General features: G+C 63.2%; 20 protein-coding genes. 11 read left to right on the plus strand and 9 right to left on the minus strand.

Going from position 1 to position 24,843, the window contains the following annotated elements; genetic code table 11:
- The first annotated feature begins 6 nt into the window (after positions 1–6).
- Together FGM15_03225 and FGM15_03230 are read left to right on the plus strand one after the other, a co-directional pair.
- Entirely contained in the window at positions 7–2,589 is a 2,583-nt protein-coding gene (locus FGM15_03225) for an insulinase family protein (protein ID MBU3664875.1), read from the plus strand.
- Positions 2,582–2,962 (plus strand): DUF1844 domain-containing protein, encoded by a 381-nt coding sequence (locus FGM15_03230; protein MBU3664876.1) that lies wholly within the window; start codon positions 2,582–2,584, stop codon positions 2,960–2,962. Before FGM15_03225 ends, FGM15_03230 begins: the two co-directional genes overlap by 8 nt.
- 6 nt (positions 2,963–2,968) lie before the next feature.
- Here the strand turns inward: FGM15_03230 and FGM15_03235 are convergent, their stop codons facing one another.
- The 3 genes from FGM15_03235 to FGM15_03245 are packed head-to-tail and all read right to left on the minus strand — an operon-like array spanning position 2,969 to position 6,248.
- A complete protein-coding gene (locus tag FGM15_03235) occupies positions 2,969–4,351 on the minus strand; it encodes an APC family permease (GenBank protein ID MBU3664877.1) in 1,383 nt (460 codons plus the stop codon).
- An 18-nt stretch (positions 4,352–4,369) separates the two neighbouring features.
- Positions 4,370–5,407: a polyprenyl synthetase family protein gene (locus tag FGM15_03240; GenBank protein ID MBU3664878.1), complete on the minus strand. Its 1,038-nt coding sequence runs from the start codon at positions 5,405–5,407 to the stop codon at positions 4,370–4,372.
- 43 nt (positions 5,408–5,450) lie between these two features.
- Positions 5,451–6,248, minus strand: coding sequence for an SDR family oxidoreductase (locus FGM15_03245; protein MBU3664879.1), 798 nt, complete (start codon positions 6,246–6,248; stop codon positions 5,451–5,453).
- An 11-nt stretch (positions 6,249–6,259) separates the two neighbouring features.
- On the opposite strand from FGM15_03245, the gene FGM15_03250 reads away from it, so the two are divergent.
- On the plus strand, positions 6,260–6,613 hold the full coding sequence (locus FGM15_03250) for a cupin domain-containing protein (protein MBU3664880.1): 354 nt from the start codon (positions 6,260–6,262) through the stop codon (positions 6,611–6,613).
- Here the strand turns inward: FGM15_03250 and FGM15_03255 are convergent, their stop codons facing one another.
- Positions 6,614–7,066 carry a D-tyrosyl-tRNA(Tyr) deacylase gene (locus FGM15_03255; GenBank protein ID MBU3664881.1) on the minus strand — a complete coding sequence of 151 codons (453 nt, stop codon included), beginning with the start codon at positions 7,064–7,066 and terminating at the stop codon, positions 6,614–6,616.
- 86 nt (positions 7,067–7,152) lie between these two features.
- Between FGM15_03255 and FGM15_03260 the strand changes: the two genes are divergently transcribed.
- The 6 genes from FGM15_03260 to FGM15_03285 all read left to right on the plus strand — a co-directional run bounded on the left by FGM15_03260 (position 7,153) and on the right by FGM15_03285 (position 15,695).
- On the plus strand, positions 7,153–8,046 hold the full coding sequence (locus FGM15_03260; GenBank protein MBU3664882.1) for an alpha/beta hydrolase: 894 nt from the start codon (positions 7,153–7,155) through the stop codon (positions 8,044–8,046).
- The gene (locus FGM15_03265; protein MBU3664883.1) at positions 8,043–10,634 is read left to right on the plus strand and encodes a glucosidase; all 2,592 of its coding nucleotides are present in this window, start codon (positions 8,043–8,045) and stop codon (positions 10,632–10,634) included. Before FGM15_03260 ends, FGM15_03265 begins: the two co-directional genes overlap by 4 nt.
- A gap of 92 nt (positions 10,635–10,726) precedes the next feature.
- Positions 10,727–11,596 (plus strand): branched-chain-amino-acid transaminase, encoded by an 870-nt coding sequence (ilvE, locus tag FGM15_03270; protein ID MBU3664884.1) that lies wholly within the window; start codon positions 10,727–10,729, stop codon positions 11,594–11,596.
- 3 nt (positions 11,597–11,599) lie between these two features.
- The gene (locus FGM15_03275; GenBank protein MBU3664885.1) at positions 11,600–12,091 is read left to right on the plus strand and encodes an excinuclease ABC subunit B; all 492 of its coding nucleotides are present in this window, start codon (positions 11,600–11,602) and stop codon (positions 12,089–12,091) included.
- Entirely contained in the window at positions 12,088–13,200 is a 1,113-nt protein-coding gene (locus tag FGM15_03280; protein MBU3664886.1) for a protein arginine kinase, read from the plus strand. The genes FGM15_03275 and FGM15_03280 overlap by 4 nt, the downstream gene beginning before the upstream one ends.
- The gene (locus FGM15_03285; protein ID MBU3664887.1) at positions 13,197–15,695 is read left to right on the plus strand and encodes an ATP-dependent Clp protease ATP-binding subunit; all 2,499 of its coding nucleotides are present in this window, start codon (positions 13,197–13,199) and stop codon (positions 15,693–15,695) included. The genes FGM15_03280 and FGM15_03285 overlap by 4 nt, the downstream gene beginning before the upstream one ends.
- A gap of 25 nt (positions 15,696–15,720) precedes the next feature.
- Here the strand turns inward: FGM15_03285 and FGM15_03290 are convergent, their stop codons facing one another.
- The 4 genes from FGM15_03290 to FGM15_03305 all read right to left on the minus strand — a co-directional run bounded on the left by FGM15_03290 (position 15,721) and on the right by FGM15_03305 (position 21,562).
- Positions 15,721–18,939 carry a hypothetical protein gene (locus FGM15_03290; GenBank protein MBU3664888.1) on the minus strand — a complete coding sequence of 1,073 codons (3,219 nt, stop codon included), beginning with the start codon at positions 18,937–18,939 and terminating at the stop codon, positions 15,721–15,723.
- A gap of 248 nt (positions 18,940–19,187) precedes the next feature.
- Positions 19,188–19,553, minus strand: coding sequence for a sulfite exporter TauE/SafE family protein (locus tag FGM15_03295; GenBank protein MBU3664889.1), 366 nt, complete (start codon positions 19,551–19,553; stop codon positions 19,188–19,190).
- Positions 19,550–20,050: an 8-oxo-dGTP diphosphatase gene (locus tag FGM15_03300; GenBank protein ID MBU3664890.1), complete on the minus strand. Its 501-nt coding sequence runs from the start codon at positions 20,048–20,050 to the stop codon at positions 19,550–19,552. The genes FGM15_03295 and FGM15_03300 overlap by 4 nt, the downstream gene beginning before the upstream one ends.
- A 33-nt stretch (positions 20,051–20,083) precedes the next feature.
- The gene (locus FGM15_03305) at positions 20,084–21,562 is read right to left on the minus strand and encodes a universal stress protein (GenBank protein ID MBU3664891.1); all 1,479 of its coding nucleotides are present in this window, start codon (positions 21,560–21,562) and stop codon (positions 20,084–20,086) included.
- Here FGM15_03305 and FGM15_03310 point away from each other — a divergent pair.
- Entirely contained in the window at positions 21,528–23,132 is a 1,605-nt protein-coding gene (locus FGM15_03310; GenBank protein MBU3664892.1) for a DUF885 domain-containing protein, read from the plus strand. The two genes, FGM15_03305 and FGM15_03310, sit on opposite strands and share 35 nt — an antisense overlap.
- Before the next feature lie 12 nt (positions 23,133–23,144).
- Here the strand turns inward: FGM15_03310 and FGM15_03315 are convergent, their stop codons facing one another.
- On the minus strand, positions 23,145–24,266 hold the full coding sequence (locus FGM15_03315) for a 6-phosphofructokinase (GenBank protein ID MBU3664893.1): 1,122 nt from the start codon (positions 24,264–24,266) through the stop codon (positions 23,145–23,147).
- Positions 24,267–24,468: 202 nt separating this feature from the next.
- Here FGM15_03315 and FGM15_03320 point away from each other — a divergent pair, with 202 nt between their 5' ends.
- On the plus strand, positions 24,469–24,771 hold the full coding sequence (locus FGM15_03320; GenBank protein ID MBU3664894.1) for a hypothetical protein: 303 nt from the start codon (positions 24,469–24,471) through the stop codon (positions 24,769–24,771).
- Positions 24,772–24,843: the final 72 nt, after the last annotated feature.

Raw genomic sequence — 24,843 nt, forward strand, 5'->3', positions numbered from 1 at the left:
ACCGGCATGCAGAATTTCCTGCCCCATCCCGATCCGTCAGCGGCGGCGCTGGCCCGCGGCCAAACGCGCACGCGCGTGCTGCCCAACGGGTTCACCGTGCTTTTCGAGCCGGACCACTCGGCTCCGGTCTCGAGCGTGCAGGTCTGGGTCGAGACCGGAAGCATCCACGAAGGCGCTTGGCTCGGAGCGGGTCTCTCGCACCTCCTGGAGCACATGGTTTTCAAGGGCACCGAAAAACGCGGACCGAACGAAATCGCGCGCGCTGTTCAGGAGGCGGGAGGCTACATCAACGCCTACACTTCATTCGACCGCACCGTTTACTGGATCGACGTGCCGTCAGACGGCACCGCCACGGCCATCGAATTGCTCGCGGATGCCACCCTGCATTCCACGCTGCCCGCGGAGGAATTCGCCAAGGAGCAGGAGGTGATCCGGCGCGAGTTCGCCATGGGCTTCGACGATCCCAACCGCATGAGCACCGAATTGATGCTCTCGACCGCGTTCAGCCGCAGCCCTTACCGGCACCCGGTCATCGGGCATCTCGACGTGTTCAACCGCCTCACGCGCGAGGATCTCGAGGCCTATTATCGTGCGCGCTACGTGCCCGAGAACATGTTTCTCGTCGTGGTCGGCGATCTGGACCCCGATTTCGTTTTCGCCCAAGCCGAGCACTTCTTCGGCGGCGAGCCGCGGCGTGTAAGCGCACCACTGCTCATCACGCGCGAACCCACGCAGCTTGGCCGGCGCGAGGCGCATTCCGAGTTCGAGACCGAGCTCAGCCGCGTCTCGCTCGTGTGGCACATCCCGCCGATCACCCACCCGGACACCGCCGCCCTCGATGTTCTCGCCACCGTGCTCGGCGGTGGCCGCAGCGCACCACTCCACCTAGAGTTGCGCGAGAAGAAAAATCTTGTCCACCACATCTCCGCCTACTCCTACATGGCCGGCGAAATGGGACTCTTCGGCATCGATTTCCTCTGCGAACCGGAAAAACGCGCCGAAGCCGAAGCCGCCGCGCTGGAGATCGTCGGGCGCTACCGCGACCGGCCGGCGTCAGGGGCCGAGGTCGCCAAGGCCCGCAAAAATATCCTCGCCGACCAGCTGAACAACCTCGCCACAGCGCGCGGACGCGCATCCGACATCGGCGGAAGCTGGCTCTTGGCACGCAACCCCGACCTCGGCTCGGAATACCTGGCACAGATCGGGCGCGTCGAATCCGACGACATCGCGCGCGTGGCCCGCGAACATCTCATCCCGACCGGGATCACCGTCACTTCGCTCAATCCGAAAGGTTCCCTCGCCCGGACCTCGGCGGGCGCACCCGCGGCCGGGGCGCGGCACATCGAAAAGTTCACCCTGCCCAACGGCCTGCGCATGATTGTCTGCCGCGACACGAAACTTCCGCTGGTCAACATGGTGGCCGTTTTCCGCGGCGGATTGCTCGCGGAGACCCCGCAGACCAACGGCATCACGGCGCTGGCCGCGCGCGCCCTCATCAAGGGCACCGCATCACGCACAGCCGAGCAGTTGAACGACGCCATCGAGGCGGTGGGAGGCCAGATCCGCGCCGATTCCGGAAACAACAGCTTCAGCGTGTCGGTCGAGGTGATGAAACCCGATCTGCATTTGGGTTTGGACCTGCTCTCGGATGTGCTCGCAAACGCGAGCTTTCCGGACCACGAGGTGGAGCGCGAGAAGCACGACCAGATCGCCGCGATCAAGGCGGAGGACGAACAAATCACCTCGGTGGCGAGGCACGCGCTGCGCAAAGCCGTTTTCGGCGACCATCCCTACGGTCTGCGCTCCAACGGGACGGAAGAATCCGTGGCCGCCTTGTCGCGCCGGCAACTCGTGGATTTCCACGACCGTTGTGTGACCGCTAAAAACGGCGTGCTCGCCATCTTCGGCGACATCGACACCGACGAAGTGCGGCGCCTCGCCGGGGAATTTTTCGGATCGCTGCCGCCCGGCGAGTTGCTCATGACCGAACCGCCCGTTGCGCCGCCGCTGCCCGCGCCGGTCGAGACCGTGGTCCACGAACCCAAACAACAAGCCGTGCTGATGGCGGGATTCCGCGGGACCGATGCGCTCAACCCCGACCGCGTGGCGCTGGAACTCATCGACACCGCGAGCAGCGACATGGCCTCGCGCTTTTTCCACCGCATCCGCGAGGAACTCGGCCTAGCCTACTTCGTCGGAGCGGCCCAGATGATGGGCTTCGCCCCGGGCATCTTCACCTTCTATCTCGGAACCGACCCGGCCAAGGTTGATCTGGTGCGGAAACATTTCGACGAGGAAATTTCCGCCCTCGCCGGGGACGGACTCGACGAGGCCGAACTTGCGCGCGCAAAAAAGAAACTCATCGGCAGCGAAGCCATCCGCAACCAGTCGCTCGAGGCCTTCGCCCACGTCGTCGCGGTGGACGAGCTTTACGGACTCGGCGCGGAGCATTACGCGACGCGCGCGGCCGAGATCAACGAAATCACCATTGACCGTGTGCGCGCGGCGGCCAGAAAATATTTCGGCGGGCAGCACCGGGCCACGGTTCTGGTGACTCCCTCCGAAACGAACACCTCAAACCATGGCTGAAGTCCAATCCTCGACCCAGTCCGGCGAAATGACCCGCCGGTTCACCGAATTCGTCCTCATGCAGGCGCAACAAATCGCGCTCATGCTCGGCCACATCCCAGGCCCCGACGGCAAGCCGATGGAGCCGAACCTCCCCGTTGCCCGCATCTTCATCGACCAGTTGGAAATGATCCGCGAAAAAACCCGCGGCAACCTGACCGAGGAAGAATCGGCCCTGCTGGCCAAAGTCCTCTCCGAACTTCAACTGGCCTTCGTCGAGGCCGGCAACGCCGCACCCGCGCCCGCCCCGGAAAAGCCGGTCGCTGTTGACGAAACGACGACGGCAAAAACCGACGACGACGGAAAAAAGAAGTTCACGAAAAGCTACGGCTGAGCGGCGTCAGATCCGCCCCCGCGCACGCAGCCAGCCCACCCACGCGATCGTCGCTGCCAAAGCGGCCAAGCCGGCGTAAAGCCCCAGACGCTCGGGATAATCCGGGAACGGGACAAACGTTCCGTAAAGCGCCAAGCCCGGCACGACGGCAGCCAGGGGGAACACGATCCAGCGCCAGCGCGGTTGGCCCCCGGGTTGCCGCAGCATCAGACGCAACGCACCGAGCGCCAGGGCCGAGTAAACAATCACGAGCAGGACCGCCTGCGAGGTGGCGGCGACGAATAGTGTGTCATAGCGCTGCCCGGACGGCACGAGCGATCCGGCTGCGATGGCAAGGAGGGCGAGAGCAAGCACCAGCGTGGCCGCGGTCTGCGGAGCACCCAGGGAGTTCGTCGCGGCCAACCGCGCGGGGAGCAACCCGGATCTGGCAAGGGCGAAAATGCCGCGCGAGGCGGCAACGGTGAAGCCGATGCAAGTCGCGGTAAAGTCCACCAGAACGGCGAAGCGGATCCACCATCCGGCCCACGATCCGAGCAAATCGTCGGCCATGCGCGCGTAGCCGTCGAGCACACCGCCCCAATCTTTGGCAGCATTGGCGGGGCCGTAATACACCGTGCCGGCGTAGGAGCAGAGCACGAGCAGCACCGCCACCGCGCCGACCGTTCCCACCAGCGCGAGAGGGATGCTGCGCCGCGGGTTGTCGGTCTCCTCGGCCAATGCGCCCGCGGTCTCGAAGCCGCCGAACAGCAGGATGCAGAAAAGCAGGGCGCCGAAGAGGTCGCCAGCGTGCGGGTTGCCCCACGAAAAAACCGCCCATGTGTTCGCCGCTCCCGCCTGGGCGATGGCGGCGAAGGCAGTGAGCACGAATGGAATGACCGATGCGCCGACGATGACAAGTTGCGCGCGCGTTGCCGCACCCGCACCGCGCACGTTGAGCCACCACGCGGCGGCTGCCGCAGCCAGCGCCCCCGCCCACCACGGCAAATCCATACCGGCGTAACGGGCGGCAAATTGCGCCGCCAGTTCGCCCACCGCGATGGAAAATCCCGCGGCGCCGGAAAAAATGAGCGAAACGACATAGATGCCGAGAACCGCGACGCCCGCGGTTTTTCCCCATGCGCGGCCCGCGTAGTCGCCCATCGCGCCCGCACCGCCGGTCTCGGACGCGTAGAACGCCACCACGAGCGAAAAGGCCAGCATGCCAAGCGCGGCGAGAGCGACAGCCAGCGGACCGACCGCACCGGCCATCGAAGCGACAATGCCGAGAAAGAGCGCGACGTCGATGAGGGGACCGACCGAAAAACACTGGCCGACGAGCTGCAGGAGCGTCACGTGGCCGGACCGCAACCGCCCGGGCGGCGGCGATGCAGTATTCAGCCCCTCTCCCACGGGTGGAACAAAACGCCGCTAAGCCGTGCGGGCCACGCGGTCGATGAGAACCTGGAGATATTCCGCCACACCGCGAAGTCCCGCGGTGAAACGGTTTTCATCGACCGGACCCAGTGCGGCAAGTGCCTCCTGCACCAGGGCACCCGCGGCGTCCGCCGTCTGCCTCAACGCGCGGCGCTCGGACAACAGCACCGCGATTTTTTCATGCGCGGTGTCGCCGCCGTTGAGGAGCAATGCGCTCAACTCCCCGTGGTCGCCCGCACGCCGCGCCGACTGCAGGAGAAAAATGAGCGGCAACGTGAGCTTCCCCTTGCGCAGATCGCTGCCGAGCGTCTTGCCGATCTCTTCCTCGTCGCCGACCAGATCGAGGCAATCGTCATAAATCTGGTAAGCCGTGCCGAGCTTGAGACCGAAAAGTTTGAGCGCGCCGATTTTTTCCGGCGTTGTCTCGCTGAGGAAAGCGCCCAGTTCGCTGGCCGCGGCGAAGAGCGCGGCAGTCTTCATTTCCACGATGCGGTAATAGTCATGCGCGGACAAATTGAGATCGAACCGCCGCTGCGTCTGGATGATCTCGCCCGTGCACACCTCGGCCGCGGCATCGGCGATGCGGCGCACCACTTCGGTGTCGGAAAAATTGGTGGCCAGGCGCATGGCATGCGCGAGCAGCGCATCGCCGAGCAACACGCTGATGGCATTTCCCCACTTCGCGTTGACCGTCGGCTGGTCGCGGCGGAGGTCGGCGCCGTCCATGATGTCGTCATGCACGAGCGTGGCGATGTGGATCAGTTCGACGACGACCGCAAGGTCGACGTGCGCGGCGGATATTTTCCCGGTCGAACCCCCGGCGAGCAAAGCGAGGGCGGGACGCAGACGCTTGCCGGCGGAGCCGCAGACATAACCCACGTAGCCTTCCATCGCGGGATCGAAGGCCCGCGCCTGCGCGCGGATCCGCTCCTCCACGCTGTAGAGATGCGTGTTGATCAGCTCGAAGGTGCGCTTGAAGCTGGCCAAGGCGGCCGGATCCACCGCGGCTTTTTTGGCTTTGATCGGGTTCATGTGCGGAAACTTCGTAAAGTTTTCGGGCGCGGAGCCTTCGCAATCAAGAGCGCCGGCGTTGCAGGACGGCGCGCACGATGCCCAGCGGCAGGGCCACGGCGATCCCCATCAGGAGCGCCACTTTCCATCCGGGAATGACGCGGGCCCTGTCGCGGGCCACGGCCGCAAGCGCCGAGCGCACCACCTCCTCCACCGGGATCGTGAGAGCGTCGGGTGTGTTCCACTCGGGCTCGCCGGTGCCGCGCGATGCCACCTCGCCAAACTCGGTGTCGGCGGGTCCGGGCAGAACGGCCGTGACCGTGATCCCCGTGTCGCGCAGTTCCATGCGCAGGCCGTCGCTGAAACTGTTCACGTAAGCCTTGGTCGCCGCATACACCGCCATGTGCGGCAACGGAAGCAGACCGGCGATGGAGCTGACATTCAAAACGGCACCGCGACCACCTTCGCGCAGCATCGGCAGGAGATGGTGGGTAAGACGCGTGAGCGCGACCACGTTGAGTTCGAGCATGGCGTGGATTTTCGACCAATCGCCGGTCGCAAAAGGACCCTTGTCGCCCATCCCGGCATTGTTGACCAGGAAGTTGACGCTGATTTTCTCGCGCTCCAACCAAGCGATGAAATCGCGGTTCTGGTTTTCGCGGGTGATGTCCATCACATAGACAAAAATCCGCACCGACGGATGCCGCGCCTCCAGGTCGGCCTTGAGGGCATCGAGGTGCTCGCCGCGGCGCGCCACGAGGACAAGTTTGCCGGCCACGGGCGCCAGCTGGCGGGCGAATTCCGCTCCGAGCCCGGACGAAGCTCCCGTGATTAAGGCGGTGCAACCCTCGAAAAATCTCATATCTTCCGGATATGATAGTGCAGCAACTGGAAAAACAAAGCCCCTTCACCACGAAGGACGGATCGACCATCCGCAGCATCCTCGACCGCACCAACGCCCCGGTGCAAAACCAGAGCCTGGCCGAGGCGCGGTTGCCGGCCGGCAGTGCCACCGACCGTCATTACCACAAGCTGAGCGAGGAATTTTATTTCCTGTTGGAAGGCACGGCACGGATGGAAGTCGATGGCGAAACACGCGAAATCGGCGCCGGAGATGCCGTCCTTATCCCCGCAGGCGCCTGGCACCGGATCACCGCCAGCTCGGACCTGCGCTTTCTCTGCTGCTGCGCGCCGCCCTACGAGCACGGGGACACGTATTTCGCGTAGCTACTCGCGCAAGCGCGAGTCGAGCACCAACGTCACCGGGCCGTCGTTGACGAGTTCGACTTCCATCGTCGCCCCGAAGTAGCCCGTTGCAACCAGGCGCCCGAGCGCGCGCTGCATCGCGCCGACGAAGGCGTCATAGAGCGGCACGGCAACATCCGGCGGTGCCGCGCGATGCCACGACGGTTTTGTGCCTTTGCGGGTGCTGGCCAGCAGGGTGAACTGGCTGACAACCAGCACTTCGCCACCCGCCTCGACAACGGAGCGGTCCATGCGATCGCCGTCACCCGCGAAAATTTTCTGCTGCGCGATTTTGCCTGCAAGCCACGCGATGTCGTCGGCGGCGTCATCCGCCGCCACGCCGAGCAGCACAAGCAACCCGCGGCCGATCGCGCCGACAACTTCCCCCTCGACAGATACCGAGGCACGGGTGACACGCTGGACCACCGCTCTCACAATCACGCACGTTGTCGCGGGAAGCGGATTGCGGCAAGCCCGATCCCCGCTTGCACCTGATCGCGCGGACGGAGGATGATCGGCGCATGCCGGACGGGCGACCTTGGACCATCGACGAAGTGGCGCGCGGCGCGCGGGACTTCGCGTGGCCGGCGCACGACGGCACGATATTCCCCGGGCTCGTCTGGGAAGCGGATGGCACCCCCCGCGCGCATGTGCTTTGCATCCACGGCTTGAGCGGCGCGGCTGCCGACTTCGGTCCGCTCGGACGAAAACTGTCCGCCGATGGTTGCTCCGTCTGGGCGATCAACCTGCGCGGCCAAGGCCACGATCCGGACCACGGAAGGCGAGGGCATTTCCTCGACCCGCGCGAATGGCGGGCGGATCTCGCGGCATTCGCGGAAGCGCACCTCGGCGAGGATGTGCCGTTTTTTCTCGTCGGCGAAAGCATGGGTTCGTTGGTTGCGGTCGATGCGGTTGCCAACGGTGCCCTGCGACCGGAGCGCCTGGTGCTGTCGGTCCCGGTCACGGAAATCCGTGCGCCGGTCCCCGACTGGATTCTGGCGTTGATGCGCAAGGCGGCGTGCGTCGCCCCACGATTCAAGCTCGCGCCCATGCGCTTCGTCCACGGCAAGACATCGATCCCGCGCCTGACCGCGGACGACGAATACATGGCGTATTTGCGGACCATCCCGCACCGCGTGCGCGGCTTCACACTGGGGTTCCTCTCGCGATTCCACGACCTTATGCAGGAGGCTCCGCAAAACGCGGCACGCATCGCGGTGCCGACGCTCATGCTCTCCGGTGGGCGCGATGTTTTCATCCGCCCAGACCAGAGCCGCGCGTTTTTTGAATGTCTCGGATGCGCGGAGAAAGAATACCGCTTTTATCCCGATAGCCATCATCTGCTTTGGCACGATGTGGACAGCCAAGATGTGCTCGAACGCATCGTTCACTGGATCATGAAAGGACTGCCATGAATGCCGAAGCAGAGCGATTGGCAGAAAGCCCCCGGCCCCACGACCCGTGGCGGCGCTGGGGACCCTACGTTTCGTCACGTCAGTGGGGCACAGTGCGCGAGGACTACAGCGCGGACGGCGACGCGTGGAATTACTTCCCGCACGAACACGCGCGCAGTCGCGCCTACCGCTGGGGAGAGGACGGCATCTTCGGCATCTGCGATCGCGAGCAACGCATGTGTTTCGCCCCGGCATTCTGGAACGGGGTTGACCACATCCTCAAAGAACGCTTTTTCGGCCTCGCCGGACCGCAAGGCAACCACGGCGAGGATGTGAAGGAAGAATACTGGTATCTTGAAGCCGCGCCCACTTCTTCCTGGCTTCGCGCGCTCTACCGCTATCCGCAACGCGCATTTCCTTACGGCAGACTCGTGGAGGAGAATTCGCGGCGCGGGCCGCTCGATCCCGAATACGAACTCCGCGATACGGGCATTTTCGATGGCAACCGCTTCTTCGACATCGATGTCGCCTATGCCAAGGCCGCACCGGATGACATCCTGATCCGCATCACCGCGATAAACCGCGGACCCGATTCCGCGCCGCTTTGGGTTTTGCCGACCCTGTGGTTCCGCAACCGCTGGACGTGGGACCCGTCGCGCCCGAAAGCTGCCCGGCTTTGCGCAGCCGGGAACGCCCTGGTGCACGCCCGGGAGGAAGCGCTCGGCGAATGGGTTTTGGAAGGACCGGCGGCCGATGAAGTGCTTTTCACGGAGAACGAGACGAACAACAAACTTCTTTTCGGCAGCGCAAACGCCTCGCTGTTCACCAAAGACGCCTTCCACCGGCATCTCGTGGAGGGCGAGCGGCACGCGGTCAATCCCGACCGCACCGGCACCAAGGCGACGGCCGTTTACCACCGCAACCTCGAGCCGGGCGGGACGTGGACTTTGGAGTTGCGACTGCGGTCCGCCGACGCCGCAACCGCCACGGAGAATCTCGGGGCGGTGATGGCCCAGCGCTCACGCGAATGCGCCGGATACCACGACTCGCTCGCCGCGCCGTCCCTGAACGCCGCGGGGCGCCGCGTCCAGCAACAGGCGCTCGCCGGACTGTGCTGGAACAAACAATTTTACCACTACGACGTCGGCAAATGGCTGGACGGAGACCCGGCATTCCCGCCACCGGAGCGCGACAATCCGCGCAACCGCCAATGGAGGCATTTCATCGCGCACGATGTGATCTCCATGCCGGACGACTGGGAATACCCGTGGTTTGCATGCTGGGACCTGGCGTTTCACACCATCCCGTTCTCGCTGTCCGACCCGGCCATCGCCAAGCACCAGCTCAAGCTGCTGCTCAGGGAATGGTATATGCATCCCAACGGACGCCTGCCCGCCTACGAGTGGAATTTCGGCGATCCCAACCCGCCGGTTTACGCGTGGGCCGCGCTGCGCACGTATTTCGCGGACGCACGGCGCACGGGAACGCCCGACCGCATTTTCCTCGAGCACGTTTTCCACGCGCTGCTCGTGAATTTCACGTGGTGGGCAAACGGCGCGGCGCGCGACGAGCAGCTCGAAGTTTTCGGCGGCGGCTTTCTCGGACTCGACAATGCCAGCCCTTTCAACCGCAGCGAACCGCCGCCCGAGGGCGGTTATCTCGTGCAAAGCGACGGCACGAGTTGGATGGCCATGTTCGCACTGAACATGCTGCTCATCGCGCTGGAACTGGCGCGCGAGGACCTTGCCTACCAGACGCTCGGGGGAAAATTCCTCATGCACTTTCTCTACATCTCGTCGTCACTCGACCTTGGCGGGCAGGCGGGATCGGATCTGTGGGACGAGGCGGACGGCTTTTACTACGACCAGCTCCACATGCCGGACGGACGACGCATTCCGGTCAAACTGCGCTCGGTAGCCGGACTCATACCGTTCTTTGCCGTGGAAACGGTGCCGCGCGATCTGGCCGAGGTCGGACGCCCCCTGACCAACCGGTGGCGATGGTTCATCGACCGCCGTCCCGACCTGCGCGAACGCGCTTCGCGCTGGCGCAAACCGAACAAGGACGGCGTCCATATTTTTTCCCTGCTCGACCGGCCGCGCCTCGAACGCCTTCTCGCAACGATTCTCGATGAGAGGGAATTTCTCGGGCCCTTCGGCTTGCGCTCGCTTTCCCTGCGTCACCGGGAAGAACCCTACGAGCTGGCTGTAAACGGCCGCACCTACCGCGTGGATTACGCCCCGGGCGAATCCACCAGCGGGCTATTCGGCGGCAACTCCAACTGGCGCGGGCCCGTCTGGATGCCCGTGAACTTCCTTCTCATCGAATCCCTGCGCAAATACCACACCTACTACGGGGAGGAACTGACCGCGGAATTTCCCACGGGCTCTGGGCGCCGTCTGACCCTCGCCGCCATTGCCGACGAACTGACACGGCGACTCGCTTCGCTGTTTCTTCCGGGCGCGGACGGCATCCGTCCTTGCGACGGTGGTCGCGATGGCGACCCCCTGCTTTTTCACGAATACTTCCACGCGGAAACCGGACGCGGTTTGGGGGCCTCCCACCAGACCGGTTGGACCGCCTGCATCGCCGATTTGCTCCAGCGCTGAATCGCGTGCGCGGTTTCGGACCGGCTTGTCTTCCAGCTGCAGGCCGTTCAGTCTGTCGGCATAGCCTCGCCGCAACCGAGGGGCGCATTTTCATGAAAATCTACTTCAACGGAAAACTTGTCCCCAAAGAAGAGGCGGCCGTCTCGGTGTTCGACCACGGTTTGCTTTACGGCGACGGTGTGTTCGAAGGCATCCGCTTTTATGCCGGGCGCGTTTTCCGCCTCGATGACCACATCGACCGCCTTTACCGCTCGGCCCGGGCCATCGCACTGCGCATTCCCACTACGCCGGACGAAATGACCCAAGCTGTCCTGGAGACAATCCGCGCCAACAAACTCACCGACGGTTATGTGCGCCTCGTGGTGACCCGCGGCGAAGGCTCCCTGGGGCTTTCACCCAAGAGCTGCCCCCGGCCCACCGTGTTCATAATCGCTTCGACGATCACACTTTACCCGGAAGAGATGTATGCCAGCGGACTCAAACTGGTGACCTGCGCCACGCGCCGCATCGCCCACGGCGCTCTCAGTCCCATGGTCAAATCGCTCAACTACCTCAACAACATCATGGCCAAGATCGAGGCCGAGCAAGCCGGAGCCGGCGAAGGACTCATGCTCAACGAGCAGGGCTATGTGGCCGAATGCACTGGCGACAATGTGTTCGTTATCCGTGACGGACGCATCGTCACCCCGCCGATCGCCGCCGGCGCCCTCTCGGGCGTGACACGCGCCGTCGTGTTCGAACTCGCCCGCGACCTCGGCGTCGAGATCCGCGAGGAAAACATCACGCGCTACGACATCTACACCGCCGACGAGTGCTTCCTCACCGGCACGGCGGCGGAAATCATCCCGGCCGTGGAGCTCGACTCGCGACCTGTCCGCGATGGGAAACCCGGGCCCGTCACCCGCCGCCTCACGGAAATGTTCCGCGAGTTGACGCGAACCACCGGCACGCCGATCGGTTGAGTTATGCGTTGCGACGTCTGCCAGAAAAACGAGGCCACTGTTTACCTCACGCAAATCGTCGAGGGAAAAATGCAGAAAGTGAACCTCTGCGAAGTTTGCGCCAAAGAGAAGGGCGTCAGCGACCCCACGGGCTTCGCGCTCGCCGATCTGCTTCTCGGATTGGGCGCCGCCCAGCAGATCGAGCACGGCCAGCCCTCCCAACGGTGCACGGTCTGCGGATTCACCCAGGCCGACTTCAAAAAGACCGGCCGTCTCGGTTGCAGCGCGTGTTATGACACATTCGCCGACGGTTTGGCGAATCTCCTGCGCGGCATGCACAAGGGCCTGCGGCACACCGGCAAAATGCCGGCCAAACTTTCGCGTCGGTTCGCCATGGCCGACCGCGTCAAATCGCTGGAGACCGAGCTGCAGCGGGCGGTGAAAGAAGAGAAATACGAGGACGCCGCCCGGCTGCGCGACGAAATCCAGAAACTCGAGCACGAGTTGCAGGCATGACTTTCGACGACATCATCGCCAAACCCGGCCAATGGCTGCAGGGCGAAGGTCCCCACGGAAAAATCGTCGTCAGCAGCCGCATCCGCCTTGCCCGCAACCTGCGCGAGCGCCCCTTTCCCGGCTGGGCCAAAAAAGCCGAGCGTCTTCAGATCCTCGGTGAAATCCAAGACCACGTGGCTGCCATACCCGCGATGCGGGACGGCTACACCGGGGCGTTGCAGGAACTTTCGCCGCTGCAGAAACAGATCCTCGTCGAACGGCACCTCGTCAGCCGCGAACACGCCTCCAAGAGCGCCGGCAGCGCGGTCATCATCAGCCACGACCAGCAGCTGAGCATCATGATCAACGAGGAGGATCACCTGCGCATGCAGTCCCTCCTCCCGGGCCTGCAGCTGCGCGAAGCATACAAAATCAACAACGAGGCCGACCTGTTCCTGGAGGATCGCCTCCCCTACGCATTCCATCCCGACCTCGGCTACCTCACCGCCTGTCCCACCAACGTCGGCACCGGACTGCGCGCTTCGGCGATGGTTCACCTGCCCGGGCTCGTCCTCGCCGAGCAGATCAACCAGATCGTCAATTCCGTGGGCAAAATCGGTCTCGCGGTGCGAGGGCTTTACGGCGAAGGCACCGAGGCCCTGGGAAATCTCTTCCAAGTCTCCAACCAGACGACGCTCGGTGAAACCGAGGAGGAAATCATCGACCGCCTGGTCAAGGTCATCGAGCAGGTCATCGAGCACGAGCAGAACGCCCGCCACATGCTGCTCGAGCGGCGCGCCAGCATGCTGCTCGACCAGATCGGGCGCGCCTATGGCATCCTCGGCAACGCCCGCTCGGTCGCGTCGAAGGAAGCCCTCAATCTTCTCTCCGTAATGAAGCTCGGCGCCGATTTGGGCATGCTCCCCGATAGCGCCCAGCTCGTGGTGGACGAACTCTTCATGACCACCCAGCCTGCCCACCTGCAGCTCGGGGTCAAACAGGACAAACTCACGCCCGAGGAACGCGACACCTTGCGCGCCGATCTGGTCCGTGCAAAAGTGAAAAAGATTCCGGAGCCCGATATTGCCAAGGTCGTTCCGACGACCAACGGCAACGGGAAAAAGAAATGAACAACTTCACGCCGCGCGCCCAGCAAGTCCTTGCGCTCGCCCGCAAGGAAGCCGACCGCTTCAACCACAATTACGTGGGGACCGAGCACCTCCTGCTCGGCCTGCTCAAACTCGGACAAGGTGTCGCCATCAACGTCCTCGCCAAAATGGGCCTCGAACTGGACACCGTGCGCATGGAAGTCGAGAAGCAGGTCGGGTCCGGGCAGGAAACCAAGATGGTGGGCAATATCCCCTACACGCCACGCGTTAAAAAAGTCCTCGCGCTGGCAGGCAAGGAAGCCAAAGCCCTCGGGCATTCCTACGTCGGCACCGAGCACATCCTGCTCGGCCTTCTCCGCGAGGGAGACGGCGTGGCGGCAAAAGTCCTCAAAAATCTCGACGTCGATATCGAGCGCACGCGCAACGAAATCCTGCGCGAACTCAATCCAAATTTCAGCCCCGAGGACGAGGAAATGGAAGCCGCCGAAGTTGCCGGCGGGGGCGGCGGCGCAGGAAAGCAGGTCAAAACGCCGGCCCTGCGCGCCTTCGGACGTGACCTCACCGAACTCGCCAAAAAGGGTGCCATGGACCCCGTCATCGGTCGCGCCAGCGAGATCGAGCGCGTCATCCAGATCCTTTGCCGCCGCACGAAGAACAACCCCGTCCTCATCGGCGAAGCCGGTGTGGGCAAAACCGCCATCGCCGAAGGCCTCGCCCAGGAAATCGTCGCCGGCAACGTTCCGGAACTCCTGCGCGACAAACGGGTCATCACGCTCGACCTTGCCCTCATGGTCGCCGGCACCAAATACCGCGGACAATTCGAGGAGCGCATCAAGGCGGTGATGGACGAGATCCGCAAGAGCAAGAACATCATCCTTTTCATCGACGAACTGCACACCATCGTCGGCGCCGGCTCGGCCGAGGGCGCGATGGATGCATCGAACATCATCAAACCCGCCCTCTCCCGCGGAGAGTTGCAGTGCGTCGGCGCCACCACGCTCAACGAATACCGCAAATACATCGAGAAGGATGCCGCCCTCGAACGCCGTTTCCAGACCGTCAAAGTCGATGCCCCGAGCGTGGAGGACACCATCCTCATTCTCAAAGGCATCCGCGGCAAATACGAGGCGCACCACAAGGCCAAGCTCACCGACGAAGCGCTCGAATCGGCGGCAAAACTTTCGGATCGCTACCTCACCGGACGCTTCCTGCCGGACAAAGCCATCGATGTGATGGACGAGGCCGGCGCCCGCGCGCGCATCCAGAACATGACGCGCCCTCCCGACGTAAAGACCCTCGAAGTGGAAATCGAGGAGATCCGCGGACAAAAAGAGGCCGCGATCAAGGCGCAGGACTTCGAGAAAGCCGCGGCTTTGCGCGACAGCGAAAAGCAGGCGCGCGAGAAGTTGGAAAAAATCATGTCCGACTGGCGCGCGCACCGCGACGAGAATGAAGTCGTGGTCGGCGAAGACGACATCCTGCACGTCATTTCCAAATGGACCGGTATCCCGCTGGCCCGCATGGACCAGAACGAGACTCGCAAGCTTCTCGCCATGGAGGGCGAGCTGAAGAAATCGGTCATCGGGCAAGACGAAGCCGTCATTGCCATCAGCAAAGCCCTGCGCCGCTCACGCGCGGATCTGAAAGATCCACGCCGCCCGATCGGCTCGTTCATTTTCCTCGGACCGACCGGCGTCGGAAAAACATTCCTCGCTCGCACCCTGGCGGAGTTCATGTTCGGAGACGCCGACTCGCTCATCCAGATCGACATGTCGGAATACATGGAGAAGTTCACCGCCTCGCGCCTCATCGGCTCGCCCCCGGGTTATGTCGGACACGAGGAAGGCGGACAACTGAGCGAGGCCGTGCGCCGCCGCCCGTATTCGGTCGTGCTCTTCGACGAAATCGAAAAGGCCCATCCCGACGTGATGCACCTTCTGCTGCAGATCCTCGAGGAAGGCAAGCTGACCGACTCGCTCGGCCGCAAGATCGATTTCCGCAACACCATCATCATCATGACGTCCAACGTCGGCGCGGAGATGCTCAAGAAGCAGACATCGCTCGGGTTCGGCGCGCCGAAGCTCGACGCGAGCCACGAGGGCATGCGCGACAAGGTGATGGAAGAGACCAAACGCGTCTTCAAGCCCGAGTTCCTCAATCGCCTCGACGACATCATCGTCTTCCACAGCCTGCAAAAAGGCGACCTCGAGCACATCGTGGACCTCGAAGTGAAGAAAGTCATCGATCGCCTCAAGGCCAAGAACATCGAAGTTGTCCTCGAACCGGACGCCAAAGAATTCCTCATCGCCAAAGGCTACGACCCGCAATACGGAGCGCGTCCCATGCGCCGCGCCGTGGAGCGTTACCTCGAGGATCCGGTCGCCGAGGAGATCCTGCGCGGCAGCTTCCACGCCGGACAGGAAATCCATGTGGTCAAAGAGGGCGACAAACTCGTCTTCAAGGCCAAAGGGGGCACCGAACCTCCGGCCCTCACCGCGGCGGAAAAGCCGGAGTAAACGGGGCGGGTTCGGCCGCCGCGGATCAGCGAATACTCCAAGTCATGCCGATGCGCGGCGGAGGCAACTCCGCGCCGGCTCCGGACTTTTCACCTGACGTTTTGTTTTTTGCCGCTTCGTTGGCGGCGGGTGATGTGGCAGCGAGAAGCTCGGCCATACGCGCCGGCGCCAGCTCGGGCAGGGAGACAAATTCCACACGCTCTTGACCGAGCGGTCCGGACATATTTGCCGTGATGCGATGTCCGCTCACGAATGTTTCGCCCGAGAGATCGAGCACCGGCGTCAGCGGGATCTCGCGGGTGAAGTAAAGCCTGGCGCGGGTCAACGCCAGCGGACCCGCAGGCAAAGCGACTTGCAAGCCCGAGCAATCAACCGTGCCGACCGGCACCGGTTCACGCAGCGTTCCGGTGAGCCACACATCGACGGATGCGGATGCTCCTTGGGCAATTTCGACGGGTTCCGACGAGTGGATGCGGATGTCGGCGCTGCAGTCAGCGCACCAACCACCAACACGGAACGGCAGAGGAAGCTCCGTCGCACGACCGTTTTTCCCCTCGGGATCGCATCGGGGCACGGCGGAGAAAGCAACATTCGCCTTGCTTTGCAGCAGCGCGATATCGCCGCTCACAGTGCGGGAATCCACCGTGCGCTGAAATGCAAGGTTCACATCGGCGGGAAAATAAAAATTGTCCGACGCTACAAGCGCCAGATTCTTTCCGGCGATTTTTGCAGACGAAGCCATGTTTGCCGGATCTGCAAAATTACACTGTCCCTCCGCAACGAAAGTCCCCTCACCCATCTTGCCTTTGGCGCCAGGAAGCTTTGCCTCCGACCCCGCGAAGACGAGCTGTCCGGAAAAACCGGTGACCGGTTCGAGACCGTCCACGAACGAAATTTTCACATCTTTCCAGTCGAAGGCGCCGTCGAGATTGGGCGATGAGAGCGTGCCGGACATTTTTACCGAACCTCCGAACTCTCCGGCCAAGGGTTTCAAGCCGGCGAACTCCGTCAAGTCGAGCCGTGCAACTTCCAACTGCGCGGTTGCCGGCAGTTCGCGGTCGAGAACACGCCAACCACCGTCCGCTCTCCGGCCCAACAACGGCACCGACGCCGACAGCTTGAAAAGATCGGAGCCGTTCTTGTGCAGTTTGCCCGAAACATCGAGACGCCTTTTGGAAACAGAGGCCTTGGCCTCAAAGCGGGATGGAGGAATGGCAAAGGAGTCGAACCGCGCACGCAGGCCCTCGGTGACGAGCGCGGATTCCACACGCGGATCTTCCCATGGTCCGGAGGCATCGAAGCGCCAATCCACCGACCCCTCGCACACGGAATTCTGTCCGAAAAGGTTGGCCAGCGGACCGAGGCGCAGATTTTCGGTGCGCACCATGGCGTAAACCTCGCCACCCGGGATCATGGTTTGCGACCAAGTTTTCCCCTCGAGCAGAAGCGGAAAAGAGACCGGCAGAAAAATTTCCGACCTAAGCAGCCGGTCGCGCGCATTGAAAAGCTGGATATCCTGCACCGAAAGTCCCTTGCCCGAGAGATAGCACGAAGCCGAAAGCGAGAGCGGCCCGCGGTCCAAAAGCAGGCGGCTCACATAAAAATTTCCGGGCGAATATGTGGCGGCGAACTTTCCGTTGACCGGCACCGGGTTCAAATCGCCGGCGAAGTTGAACAATTCGAACGAAACAACGCCGGAGTGGGCGCTTTCCGTTCCGTCCCCGTCCCAGAACAAAAGAACTCCGCCTTGGCGCGCCCAGTCGGGAGCAAAACGCCCGAGCGGCTCGAGAAAACGCGAGACCTCCCGGGCCCGCGCCTCGAGTCGCCCGCGGTAAGTGAGGGAATCCTTGAGCGAAATTTCCCCCGAGGCGCGGACGAAATCCGGCCCGCTATGGGACTCGACCGAGCTGATGTTCACACCGCCGTTGGCGAACAAAATGTCGGCCTGCAGGGAGGCGACGGGAATGCCCGGTGCGCGCAAATTCCAGCCGCGCGCCCGGAACCAACCGGACGGATCACCGAGGCGCCCTGCGAGTTTTCCTTGGACGACCAGGCTGCCGGACAAATTGTTTTGCGTCCTTCCGAGAAGATCGGCTAATGCGCGCACGTCGGAGACCGAGGCATCGAGATCGAGCGAAACCGCGGAAGCACGCCAATCGAGCGCGGGAAAGACAAGCGAGCCGCGCGCTGCCACGCGGTTTGCGCCCTGCTCGAGCGAGCACTCGTCGATCTTGAGGTGGCGCCCCGAAAAACTCGCCCCCAGACGCAAGCTTCCGAACGAGCGCTTCTCCCAGGAAAAATCTTTCCCCTCCACGCGCAGCGACGACTGCGCATCGAGCGGATCGGCGGAGTCGCCGTTGAAGGTGAACTTCAGCGCGCCGATGCGGCCCCGCATCGGATTCCGGAGGCCGAGAAATTTTCCGAGGCCGGCGAGCGAAATATCGGAAGCACTGACCGCGGCCGTGGTGCGTGCACCGCCGGTCCACTCGCCGTAAAAACTTCCGCCGAAGGTGCGGGCTTTGAGCGTGACAGCTCCCGGGGGATCGAGACTCACGGAAAGTTCCTCGACCACCGCATCGTCAGCCAAAGCCACATCCGCGAAATACGCCACGCCATCGCGCCATGCAGTCACGCCTTGAAGCCCGGCGAGACTCTTGCTTGCTCCCCCGAGCCGGACTCCGGTTTCGCCCGCGCGGAAGGTGCCGGTTTGCTCTTCGCTGAGAAGCATCTGCGCATCTTTGAGCAGCAGATGATCATCACCGGAGGAAACGAAAATCTTGGGGGCTTGGATATCGATGACGGCGGGCCGCGTCGGAGCGGGAAGGACGTTCAAAATGCTGTCGCCATTTTCGGGGGGCTTTGTGCCGGAAGCAGCCGCCAAATGCAGCGCGCCTGTAAGCCCGCGCACGCGGAGAGATTGGACAATGTGCCGGGGACGCCTCAGCAGATCCGGGATGCGCGCCAGATCGATCTCGACTTCCGATGCACGCAGGTCGCTGCCGCGTGCATCGCGCAAACTCACCTCGCCGAGAAGCAGCGGGCCGAACAGGCGCGACGGTTGCGCGCGAAATTCGATTTCGTATCCGGCACGATGCGCCCACTCCGGCAAGGCAAGCCTCACGGCGGTGCGGAGTATCGGCCCTTGCGCAATCCAAACGGCAGCCGCCACGATGACCAAGCCGGCCAAGACAAAACGGAAGCGACGGCGGGGCGCGGATGCTTGCGATCCTTTGGAAGAACCCATGGCTTGTCGCTCGAGACCGGAACGATATCCCTAAAAAGTTGCAGCCCTCCTCACCGAGTGGCGAGAAGGGCTGCTGTTCCCCCCAGAACAATCTTTACTAAAGATGTAGGCAAAATAGCACGGAGCACCGGTTGTGCAAGGAAAAATTTGAAAATTTTTTTGGTCCATCGGCGTATTATTTGCAAATACCTTTCCCAGAACTATTTCCAATTTAAGAAAATTTAATACTTTGCACGTTCCCACGCCATTCATTTGGCCAAAAGCATGCGAAGCCCTACCAAGATCATGAGGATGGCAAAGATTTTCGACAGGAGATCGTTGGAAAGGTGCTTCAGCCAATCTGCGGCGAACCACGCGCTGACGATGGCTCCGAGGGCCACGGGCAGAACAACCTGCCACTTCACCAACGATGCGGCCGAATATTTGGCTGTAGATACCAGCGACACGGCGATGATCACCGCGAGCGAGGTGGCCACCGCCGATTTCTGGTCCAGTGCCATCAGGAAAACAAAAGCCGGCACCATGATCAGTCCGCCGCCCACGCCGCAGAGCGCGGCCAACACGCCGGTCAACGCACCGACGCCCACGCCCAAAAGGAACTGAGCGGTCGTCATCGCCCGGCCAGCGCCTCCTCCGCCAACCACTCGACGCGGTGCGCGAGCATGCGGTCGCCATCGAACTCGAAGAAGCCGCGGAAAGAGCGCCCCTCGAGAATGCCGGGCAGCCAATGGCGGTCGTCGGCCCACATTTTGTCATAGGGAACCTCGCCGGTGCGCACCCAGAGCGGAATCGCTTCGTCCGTCTCGACCGGTTCGCCCTCGCAGCCGTCGGCGACGAAGACCACGCAATGCAACGCGTAACCGTCGGCAAATTGGAAATGAAGTTCGCCGCGCTGCTGCGGCGCCAGTGGAACGACACCCAATTCCTCCCGCACCTCGCGTATCGCCGCCTCCAACGCGGTCTCGCCCGGCTCGATCCTCCCGCCGGGACCGTTGATTTTTCCCGCACCCAGTCCGCGCTTCTTGTGGATGAGCAGGACTTCCTCGCCGCGCGTGACAAAGCAAAGGTTGGCCCGCTCGCGCGGCTGCCAGACTGACCAATCGGTGTTCATGGAAAAACCGCGCGTCCCGCGAATCCCGCCGTGTTATTTCGACTTGGCCCGCAGCGGGACGACCAGCACCGGGCGATCGATGCGCTTGAGCACCCCGGTGACCACACTGCCGCTGAACAAGTGGAAGAGTGCTCCGTGGCCGTGTGATCCCATCACCACGAGACCGGCGCCATGTTCCGCGACGGCCGAGAGAATTTCGTCGGCGGGAAGGCCGAACTTCACCGAGGACGCGCATTTCACCCCGCGCGACTCGATTTGCTTGGCCAACTCCCGGAGCCGCTCGCTCTCGATGCGCTCCTCTGCCTCGAAGTCTTGGCCGATGCGCAGGCGCATCATTTCCGGATCGGTCTCGAAGCCGGCCACCTCGGCCGCCGGTTCGATTATGTGCAGGAGCAAGAGTGACGCGTCCCGCAGCTTGGCCTCCTGCTCGGCGGCCGAGATCAAACGCCCTTGGGTGTCGCTGAAGTCCACAGGAACAATGATCGTCTTCATAAGGCCATGATCCGTCGATGCACCCCGGCACTCCAGCGTGAAATCCGGGGTAAAGACCCCCTGTGGACACCCGCCCTGTTTTATGGCAGTTTGCCCGGAAACATGCGCTCCGCGCTTTTCATAGCCGTCCTCGCCGCCGTTTGCGGCGCCGCCCATGCGCAAGAAGCTCCCCCGCAGCCGGTGTTGGACGAATACGCACGCGAGGAACTCGGGGTCAACGAGCTCACCACACCCTCGATCCAGCGCCTTTTCACCGAGCTGGAGGTTTTCAAACCCGTCCCCATTTCTCTCATCGCCGACACCGATTTCGACCGCGTTTACAACAACCGCTTCCAGACATCGCTCAACTTCGGATCCCTCATCTGCGACGGATTCTTCGCCGTGGTCGCCGAGCAGAAACCGCTGATCCAGAAAATAGGACGCTCCCTCCTGCGGCAGGCCAAAAGCCTTGCCGTCGGGCAGCGACTTTCGAGCCACGCCAACAGCCTCCTCGATCTCGGGCAACGCGGCGACTGGGCGGAGTTGAAGCTCGAACTCATCAAGACCCAGTCCGACGTGGAAGAAGCCATGATCGAACTGCGCGACGAAGAAATGGCCCATATGATCAGCCTCGGCGGATGGCTCCGGGGATTCGAAATCGGTGCCATCGTCACCGCCGACAACTACACGCCGCAACGCGCGGCCGGGCTGATGAAGACCGACGTCATGGACTATTTCCTGGACCGGCTTTCGACGCTCAACCCGCGCCTCAAGAACACGGAACTCGTCACCGGCATCACTTCGCGCTTGGAAACCATCCGCAAGATTGCCGGCGAGGCCGCCGACCGCGCGCCGTCGAAATCGGAAGTCGAGCAGATGCGCGATCTCGCCGTGCAGATCAACGACATCGCCTCGTCGCGGGTGGACAACGAGGGCCGCATCATCAAGGCCGATTAATCCATTGCCCGCCGGAGCCCCGGCACGGGGAACGCGCCAACGATCACGCATGGCCATCTTCCGCACACCCCCCGGCAGCAGCATGCCGCAGCTGCACCGGGCAGCCGGCGCATTTTTCCGCAAAACGTGGGAGATCTTTCCCGCCGAGGCCGCCGGACTCGGACTGAAAGAATACCGCGGACACCTCGGACGCAACCGTCCCGAAGATCACCACAAACACGCCGCACTCCTCGCCGAGACCCTGGCGAAAATCGAAAACCTTCCTCCCGGGGAGGGAGATGACTGGACCGACCGCCGCGCTTTTCTCGCGTATCTGCGGACGGGACTGTTTTACGGCTCCGAGCATCCGCGCTGGATGCTCGACCCGCAGACGCACAGTGGCGCCGCGGCCAACGCGGTCTTCCACCTGCTTGTGCGCCATGCGGACAACCTCCGTCCCGTGGCTCGAGACATTCTCTCGCTCGTCCGCGAAATCCCGCGCTTTCTGGACGAAGGCTTTGCGTGCCTGCGGCGCCCAGTGCCGCTATGGACCGGGCTCGCCGCACGATCGAGCGTCCATGCGGCGCAGTTCATCGAAGAAACCGCGAAGCAAATCGTGCCGCTGTGTCCCTCTCCCCGCGCGGCACGCGATGCCTTCGCGCGGGCGGCTGACGCTTTCCGCGACTACGCGCGCAGACTCGGGAAAATAAAGACCGGCCCGACGGCGGGATTCGCCGTCGGCAAAACAAACTTCGAATTTCTGCTCCGCGAGCGCATGGGAACAGACGCCACCGCGGGAGAACTTCTCGCCGAAGGACGGCGGCTGGTGTCGTCGGTGTCGGACGAATTGCGGCGGGAGGCCGCGAAGTTCGGACGCCGTCCTGCACACGCCCTCCTCGAGGAACTGCGCGACCGGTGGCAACCCGCCGAACCGACGCTGCTCGGGGAATACCGGCGGGTCACAACGGATATCAAAAAGCGTCTCGGAACCGCAGGGATCGTGAGTCTGCCGCGCGGCGAAAAATTGAAAGTTGTTCCGGTGCCTGATTTTCTTCGCGAGCAGTTTCCCACCGCCGCCTACAGCGCACCCGGCGCGTTCGATGCCGACCAGACCGGCATCTTTTGGGTCAACGACCTCTCGCAGCGGGCCGCGACTGCCGACGCGCGCAGATCCGAGATCGCGCAGCACTTCGGTCTGGAACTCACCTGTGCGCACGAGGCGTATCCCGGCCACCATCTGCAATTCATCGTGCAGAACCGCCATCCCAGCCACCTGCGGCGCATGTTCTCGCACGCGATTTTCTACGAGGGCTGGACACTCTGGTGCGAAAAGTTGTGCGTGGAGAAAAAAATCTACCGCGCACCCCACGCGCGGCTGATCCAGCTTCACGATGCGCTTTGGCGCGCCCACCGGATTCTTGTCGATATCGGGCTGCACACCGGCGGCATGACGCACGCGGCGGCGACGAGGCACCTCGTGGAAAACGTCGGCTTCACCAAGGCCCGCGCGGCGGCCGACGTCAACTGGTATACGGCCGCACCGACCGTTCCGATGAGCTACCTGCTCGGGCGTCGCGAGGTGGAAAAACTTTTTGCCGCGCACCGCGGCAGCCTGCGCGAATTCAACGACCGCCTCCTGTCCCGCGGCGCCGTGCCGTTCAGCTGGTTTCGCTGAGGCCGCGACTGCTCAACAACCAAAACGCGTCCCCACCATTTCGGCCGAGCGGACCAGCGGATTGTCCGGCGGCACGAGCTTCTTTTTGCCGGCCACTTCCTTGAGCGGAACCGGAACAATGCGATCGCCCTGCACCGCGAGCATGACTCCGAAACGACCGGCCGCCACGGACTCGGCGCACGCCGTCCCCAATCGCGTGGCCAAGACTCGGTCGGCGGCCGAGGGCGTCCCTCCCCGCTGCAAATGACCGAGGATGGTCAAACGCGATTCCTGCGAAGTGAGCTTCTCGAGCTGGTGCGTCAGACCGATGGCGTGCTCGGAGCGCTTGGCATGGAATTTTCTCAGGCGTTCGGAAATCTTGGCGCGCGTCTCTTTGGAATCCGCCGCGTCGCGCTCGCGCACGAGTCGCTCGACCTTGCGCGCATCGACCAAAGGCATGGCGCCCTCGGCCACCACGATGATGCTGAAAAGCTTCCCGTGGCGCGTGCGCGCTTTGATCGCTTTCGCCACCAACTCGACATCGTAAGGCTTCTCGGGAATGAGGATCACATCGGCGCCGCCGGCCACGCCGGCCTCGAGCGCGAGCCAACCCGCACGGTGGCCCATCACTTCGATGACTATGATCCGGTTGTGGCTCGTCGCGGTGGAATGCAGACGGTCGATGGCTTCCGTGGCAATGCCCACAGCCGTGTCGAATCCGAAGGTGCGGTCCGTGCATGCGATGTCGTTGTCGATCGTCTTCGGCAGAGTCACCACATTGAGGCCCGCCTGCTGCAGGCGCAGGGCATTTTTCTGCGTTCCGCCGCCGCCGAGACAGACGAGCGCGTCGAGCTTGTGGCGATTGTAGGTTTCGACAATGGCCGGGGTCATGTCGAGGATGCGGCCTCCCATGGGCATGCGGTGGGGCTTGTCGCGGCTGGTCCCCAAAATCGTGCCGCCGAGCGCGAGGATGCCCGACAGCTGTTTCCCGTCGAGTTCGACAGCCTGGTCCTGCACCAGGCCTCGGAATCCGTTGCGAAATCCGGTCAAGCGCATGCCGTAGCAGTCCTGCGCCGCCCTTCCAACCGCGCGCAGCGCGGCATTCAGCCCGGGACAATCGCCGCCGCTGGTGAGAAGTCCGATGTGAAGAGCCATGATGGGTAATTTTTTGAATGGGCCCGCAAGATCTCCCCGCATCCTTGCAAACGCATAGCTGGAGCTTTCGCGGAAAGCGGAAAGACTCCCACGCCTGCACGGCCTTCCGAAGAAAATTCGGCCGGCCAAAAAGCGGGGCAATTCGTGGAAATTCTTACCCGTAGGACAGCAAATGTCTCACCCCCTCTGATGAAGTGGGCGCGTGAAAGACAACCATCAACACAACCCCGACCACCACATCTGGAACAACAACGGAACGTGGTGGTGCCACTACACCGTCCACAACGACGACTACACCAAGCAACGCGTCCGCGTCTCCCTCGGCACCAAGGACGTCGCCATCGCCCGCGCCTTGCGCGACTTCCTGATGGAGGCCACACCCAAGATCAGCGCCAACATCCCGCGCCCGCCTGCGCAATTCATGCCCGACGTGGGTCCCGACGTCCGCGAAAGCCGCGCTGTTGCAAGACATCGCACGAACGCGGACATGGCGCTCGCGGGCTAAGAGCTTGCAACAGCGGGTGCGCGCGCTCACCCGATGCGACGACATGCTTGGCGCATGAAAACGCCCTCCGAA

It is taken from the genome of Chthoniobacterales bacterium (assembly GCA_018883245.1).
Classification (GTDB): domain Bacteria; phylum Verrucomicrobiota; class Verrucomicrobiia; order Chthoniobacterales; family JACTMZ01; genus JACTMZ01.